The organism is Pseudomonas sp. NBRC 111138, assembly GCF_001320835.1.
GTDB lineage: Bacteria > Pseudomonadota > Gammaproteobacteria > Pseudomonadales > Pseudomonadaceae > Aquipseudomonas > Aquipseudomonas paracarnis.
In genome coordinates this window covers 1-4,468 of record NZ_BCBO01000183.1, presented here as the reverse complement: position 1 = coordinate 4,468, position 4,468 = coordinate 1, and the positions used below count along the sequence as shown (strand labels likewise).

General features: G+C 50.6%; 2 tRNA genes and 2 rRNA genes. All 4 read right to left on the bottom strand.

The annotated features are described in order from the left end of the window. A 23S ribosomal RNA gene (locus tag APH41_RS27550) occupies positions 1-2,104 on the bottom strand; the annotation flags it as partial. Positions 2,105-2,351: 247 nt separating this feature from the next. Next, a tRNA-Ala gene (locus APH41_RS27545) sits at positions 2,352-2,427 on the bottom strand. Positions 2,428-2,457: 30 nt separating this feature from the next. Beyond that, positions 2,458-2,534, bottom strand: a tRNA-Ile gene (locus APH41_RS27540). Between the two features lie 81 nt (positions 2,535-2,615). Further along, positions 2,616-4,152, bottom strand: a 16S ribosomal RNA gene (locus APH41_RS27535). Between the last annotated feature and the right edge of the window lie 316 nt (positions 4,153-4,468).

The window sequence follows — 4,468 nt, the reverse complement described above, 5'->3', positions numbered from 1 at the left end:
CCTACACAAGCAAATTCAAAGTCCAGTGCAAAGCTATAGTAAAGGTTCACGGGGTCTTTCCGTCTAGCCGCGGATACACTGCATCTTCACAGCGATTTCAATTTCACTGAGTCTCGGGTGGAGACAGCGCCGCCATCGTTACGCCATTCGTGCAGGTCGGAACTTACCCGACAAGGAATTTCGCTACCTTAGGACCGTTATAGTTACGGCCGCCGTTTACCGGGGCTTCGATCAAGAGCTTCGCGTTAGCTAACCCCATCAATTAACCTTCCGGCACCGGGCAGGCGTCACACCCTATACGTCCACTTTCGTGTTTGCAGAGTGCTGTGTTTTTAATAAACAGTCGCAGCGGCCTGGTATCTTCGACCGGCATGAGCTTACGGAGCAAGTCCTTCACCCTCACCGGCGCACCTTCTCCCGAAGTTACGGTGCCATTTTGCCTAGTTCCTTCACCCGAGTTCTCTCAAGCGCCTTGGTATTCTCTACCCAACCACCTGTGTCGGTTTGGGGTACGGTTCCTGGTTACCTGAAGCTTAGAAGCTTTTCTTGGAAGCATGGCATCAACCACTTCGTTATCTAAAAGATAACTCGTCATCAGCTCTCGGCCTTGAAATCCCGGATTTACCTAAGATTTCAGCCTACCACCTTAAACTTGGACAACCAACGCCAAGCTGGCCTAGCCTTCTCCGTCCCTCCATCGCAATAACCAGAAGTACAGGAATATTAACCTGTTTTCCATCGACTACGCTTTTCAGCCTCGCCTTAGGGACCGACTAACCCTGCGTCGATTAACGTTGCGCAGGAAACCTTGGTCTTTCGGCGTGGGTGTTTTTCACACCCATTATCGTTACTCATGTCAGCATTCGCACTTCTGATACCTCCAGCAAGCTTCTCAACTCACCTTCACAGGCTTACAGAACGCTCCTCTACCGCATCACTTACGTGATACCCGTAGCTTCGGTGTATGGTTTGAGCCCCGTTACATCTTCCGCGCAGGCCGACTCGACTAGTGAGCTATTACGCTTTCTTTAAAGGGTGGCTGCTTCTAAGCCAACCTCCTAGCTGTCTAAGCCTTCCCACATCGTTTCCCACTTAACCATAACTTTGGGACCTTAGCTGACGGTCTGGGTTGTTTCCCTTTTCACGACGGACGTTAGCACCCGCCGTGTGTCTCCCATGCTCGGCACTTGTAGGTATTCGGAGTTTGCATCGGTTTGGTAAGTCGGGATGACCCCCTAGCCGAAACAGTGCTCTACCCCCTACAGTGATACATGAGGCGCTACCTAAATAGCTTTCGAGGAGAACCAGCTATCTCCGAGCTTGATTAGCCTTTCACTCCGATCCACAGGTCATCCGCTAACTTTTCAACGGTAGTCGGTTCGGTCCTCCAGTTAGTGTTACCCAACCTTCAACCTGCCCATGGATAGATCGCCCGGTTTCGGGTCTATTCCCAGCGACTAGACGCCCTATTAAGACTCGCTTTCGCTACGCCTCCCCTATTCGGTTAAGCTCGCCACTGAAAATAAGTCGCTGACCCATTATACAAAAGGTACGCAGTCACCCAACAAAGTGGGCTCCCACTGCTTGTACGCATACGGTTTCAGGATCTATTTCACTCCCCTCTCCGGGGTTCTTTTCGCCTTTCCCTCACGGTACTAGTTCACTATCGGTCAGTCAGTAGTATTTAGCCTTGGAGGATGGTCCCCCCATATTCAGACAAAGTTTCTCGTGCTCCGTCCTACTCGATTTCATGACTAAGAGATTTTCGCGTACAGGGCTATCACCCACTATGGCCGCACTTTCCAGAGCGTTCCGCTAATCTCAAAGCCACTTAAGGGCTAGTCCCCGTTCGCTCGCCACTACTAAGGGAATCTCGGTTGATTTCTTTTCCTCAGGGTACTTAGATGTTTCAGTTCCCCTGGTTCGCCTCTTGCACCTATGTATTCAGTACAAGATAACCATCTTATGATGGCTGGGTTCCCCCATTCAGACATCTCCGGATCAAAGTCTGTTTGCCGACTCCCCGAAGCTTTTCGCAGGCTACCACGTCTTTCATCGCCTCTGACTGCCAAGGCATCCACCGTATGCGCTTCTTCACTTGACCATATAACCCCAAGCAATCTGGTTATACTGTGAAGACGACATTCGCCGAAAATTCGAATTTCTCAATTAAGAGAACTCACAAATTTTACCTTAGCCTGATCCGTTACCAGTGAAAGTAACGTTCAGTCTATCTTTCTATCACATACCCAAATTTTTAAAGAACGAACTAGTCAAAGACTAGAAATCAACATTCACCATCACAACGATGGAATGCTCATTTCTAAGCTTTATACAAACAGAAGCAGTAGTGGTGGAGCCAAACGGGATCGAACCGTTGACCTCCTGCGTGCAAGGCAGGCGCTCTCCCAGCTGAGCTATGGCCCCGTATTTCTACAGGCGTTTCCCACACAAAATTGGTGGGTCTGGGCAGATTCGAACTGCCGACCTCACCCTTATCAGGGGTGCGCTCTAACCAACTGAGCTACAGACCCAATTTCGGGCTGCTTCTTTCGTCTTCTTCAATGAATCAAGCAATTCGTGTGGGAACTTATGGAGCAGCTGATGTCGTCGATTAAGGAGGTGATCCAGCCGCAGGTTCCCCTACGGCTACCTTGTTACGACTTCACCCCAGTCATGAATCACACCGTGGTAACCGTCCTCCCGAAGGTTAGACTAGCTACTTCTGGTGCAACCCACTCCCATGGTGTGACGGGCGGTGTGTACAAGGCCCGGGAACGTATTCACCGCGACATTCTGATTCGCGATTACTAGCGATTCCGACTTCACGCAGTCGAGTTGCAGACTGCGATCCGGACTACGATCGGTTTTATGGGATTAGCTCCACCTCGCGGCTTGGCAACCCTCTGTACCGACCATTGTAGCACGTGTGTAGCCCAGGCCGTAAGGGCCATGATGACTTGACGTCATCCCCACCTTCCTCCGGTTTGTCACCGGCAGTCTCCTTAGAGTGCCCACCATGACGTGCTGGTAACTAAGGACAAGGGTTGCGCTCGTTACGGGACTTAACCCAACATCTCACGACACGAGCTGACGACAGCCATGCAGCACCTGTCTCAATGTTCCCGAAGGCACCAATCCATCTCTGGAAAGTTCATTGGATGTCAAGGCCTGGTAAGGTTCTTCGCGTTGCTTCGAATTAAACCACATGCTCCACCGCTTGTGCGGGCCCCCGTCAATTCATTTGAGTTTTAACCTTGCGGCCGTACTCCCCAGGCGGTCAACTTAATGCGTTAGCTGCGCCACTAAAAGCTCAAGGCTTCCAACGGCTAGTTGACATCGTTTACGGCGTGGACTACCAGGGTATCTAATCCTGTTTGCTCCCCACGCTTTCGCACCTCAGTGTCAGTATTAGTCCAGGTGGTCGCCTTCGCCACTGGTGTTCCTTCCTATATCTACGCATTTCACCGCTACACAGGAAATTCCACCACCCTCTACCATACTCTAGTCAGTCAGTTTTGAATGCAGTTCCCAGGTTGAGCCCGGGGATTTCACATCCAACTTAACAAACCACCTACGCGCGCTTTACGCCCAGTAATTCCGATTAACGCTTGCACCCTCTGTATTACCGCGGCTGCTGGCACAGAGTTAGCCGGTGCTTATTCTGTCGGTAACGTCAAAATTGCAGAGTATTAATCTACAACCCTTCCTCCCAACTTAAAGTGCTTTACAATCCGAAGACCTTCTTCACACACGCGGCATGGCTGGATCAGGCTTTCGCCCATTGTCCAATATTCCCCACTGCTGCCTCCCGTAGGAGTCTGGACCGTGTCTCAGTTCCAGTGTGACTGATCATCCTCTCAGACCAGTTACGGATCGTCGCCTTGGTGAGCCATTACCCCACCAACTAGCTAATCCGACCTAGGCTCATCTGATAGCGCAAGGCCCGAAGGTCCCCTGCTTTCTCCCGTAGGACGTATGCGGTATTAGCGTCCGTTTCCGAACGTTATCCCCCACTACCAGGCAGATTCCTAGGCATTACTCACCCGTCCGCCGCTCTCAAGAGAAGCAAGCTTCTCTCTACCGCTCGACTTGCATGTGTTAGGCCTGCCGCCAGCGTTCAATCTGAGCCATGATCAAACTCTTCAGTTCAAACATCTTTGGGTTTTTAAGAAACCCTAAACTTGGCTCAGCAATCGTTGGTTACATCTTTGATTTCTCGCGGAGTAACTTGTGATGCTGATAATCTTGTTGACTATCAGTCTGACTCCACAAGCACCCACACGAATTGCTTGATTCAGTTGTTAAAGAGCGGTTGGTTAAGATCTTTCGTCTCAACCGAGGCGCGCATTCTACAGCAGCCTCATTTGCTGTCAAGTGGTTATTTTCAGAAGTTTTCGAAGATTTCTTCAACAACTTCAACCACTTGCGCTTGCGATCTCTCGTAAGCGGGAGGCGAATTCTACAG